Origin of the sequence: Streptomyces sp. URMC 127 (genome assembly GCF_051386535.1) — a bacterium.
Classification (GTDB): Bacteria; Actinomycetota; Actinomycetes; order Streptomycetales; family Streptomycetaceae; genus Streptomyces.
This window is the reverse complement of sequence record NZ_JBPQTW010000410.1, coordinates 1-2,216: the sequence shown is the minus strand read 5'-3', so window position 1 is coordinate 2,216 and position 2,216 is coordinate 1. Positions and strand designations below refer to the sequence as shown.

The following is a 2,216-nucleotide window of genomic DNA, read 5'->3' as shown; positions in this document are numbered from 1 at the left end:
GCCAACCGGCCGGCCCGCTCCTCCACCTCCCGATACGACCACTCCCGCTCACCCGCCACCACAGCCACCGCATCCGGCACCTCGGCCACCCGAGCCCCAAACACTCCAGGAACCGAGACCCCCAGCACCGACAGATCCCCACCACGACTCAGGCTTACGGCCTGCTCGCGTTCGACCTGTGTGAGAAGGTCCGCTTGGCCGATGCGGAGGTCGGGCTCAGCGGCGAGTGCGCCGAGGTACCGGGACCAGCGTGCCATCAGGGCGTCGACAGTGCCGCCGTCGAAGAGGTCAGTGGAGTACTCGACCCAGCCGTGCACCCCTGCCGGCACACCGGCGGAGTCGTACTGCTCGGACAAGTTGATCGACAGATCCACCCTGGACACACCGGTTCCCGCGTTCTCCAGGGAAGCCCGCACGCCGGGGAGGGTGAATTCCGCGACGGGTGCGTTCTGGAGGGCGAGCATCACCTGGAAGAGCGGGTGGTGGGATGTCGAGCGCTGCGGGTTGAGCACCTCCACCAGATACTCGAACGGCACATCCTGATGCGCATACGCCGCCAGGCTCGCCTCCCGCACCCGACCGACCAGATCCGTGAACGTCGGGTCGCCGGACGTGTCCGTGCGCAGCACAAGCGTGTTGACGAAGAACCCGACGAGATCGTCCAGCGCCTCATCCGTCCGCCCCGCGATCGGCGAACCCAACGCAATGTCCGTCCCCGCACCCAACCGCGTGAACAGCCCGGCCAACGCCGCCTGCAACACCATGAACACCGTCGCACCGGACCGCCGAGCCACGCGTGTCACTTGCTCGTGCAGGTCCGCGTCCAGGGAGAACCAGGTCGAGGCACCCCGGTAGGACATAGTCGCGGGGCGGGGGCGGTCGGTGGGCAGGGCCAGCTGTTCGGGCAGGCCGGCCAGCTGCTCCTTCCAGTAGGCCAGCTGGCTGCTGAACATACTGTCCGCGTCCGCCTGGTCCCCCAGCAGATCGCGCTGCCACAGCGTGTAGTCCGCGTACTGCACGGGCAGCGGCGACCACAACGGTTCCCGACCCGAGCACCGCGCCCCGTACGCCGCGACCAGGTCGCTCGCCAGCGGCCCCATCGACCAGCCGTCGCCTGCGATGTGGTGCATCAACACCAGCAGCACACATTCGTTGGGACCGGTGACGAAGAGCGTGGCGCGGATCGGGAGCTCGGAGGACAGCTCGAAGCCGTAGCGGGAAGCCTCGCTCAGCATCTCCTCAAGTGCGGACTCGGCGACCTCGCGCACGCTCCAGGGGAGTTCGACCTGTTCCGGCTCAAGGATCAGCTGGCGGGGTTCGCCGTCGGTCTCGGGGAAGACCGTCCGCAGCGACTCGTGCCGCGCCACCACATCCCCCAGCGCCGCCCGCAAAGCCTCCCGCTCGACCGCACCGGACAACCGCAACGCCAGCGGCATGTTGTACGTCGCCGACGGACCCTCCAGCTTGTGCAGGAACCACAAACGCCGCTGAGCGAACGACAACGGCAGGACATCCGGCCGCGCCACAGGGACCAGGGCCGAACGCGCGGAACCCGCCGCAGCCAGCCACCCTGCCAGCCCCGCCGGCGTGGGCTGCTCGAACAACGCCCGGATCGGCAACTCCACACCCAGCACGCCCCGCACCCGGCTGGCGAGACGCGTCGCCAGCAGAGAGTGGCCGCCGAGATCGAAGAAGCTGTCGTCCACGCCGACCCGCGGCAATCCCAGAACCTCGGCGAACAGCCAGCACAGCGTTTCTTCCTGCGGTGAACGCGGCGCCCTCCCCGCACTCGTCACCGCGTAATCCGGCACGGGCAGCGCACGCCGGTCGAGCTTCCCGGTGGTGGTCAGCGGCACCGACCCGATGGCGACGACCGCCGACGGCACCATGTAGTCCGGCAGCGATTGGCGGGTGAATTCCCGGAGAACCACGGGAAGTTCTTCGGCGCGTCGTGCGTGCAGGGGATTGTTGGTCAGTGCCCGTTCGTCACTCGCCGGCGTATAGACGCCCGAGAGCGCTCGGCCGTCAGCGAGCTCTGCAGGAACCAGTACCGCGTCGAAGCACTCCACGGAATGCGCCGACCACGTCAGCGCAACCTCAACCCCATGCCGGGCAGCCCATGTCCGTACCTCCTCCGGATCCACTCCCCCATCCCGGCCGGCCTCCGTCGCCAACCGCAGATTCGGAATCCCCGACACCCGCACCGGGCCCCCACC

The 2,216-nt window shown here is 68.8% G+C and carries 1 protein-coding gene; it reads right to left on the bottom strand.

Annotated features, from left to right (window positions below; all coding sequences use genetic code 11):
* Positions 1–2,069 (bottom strand): condensation domain-containing protein (locus tag ACSNOH_RS34535; RefSeq protein ID WP_436725400.1); only part of this gene is annotated, 2,069 nt, incomplete at its 3' end.
* Positions 2,070–2,216 lie beyond the last annotated feature (147 nt).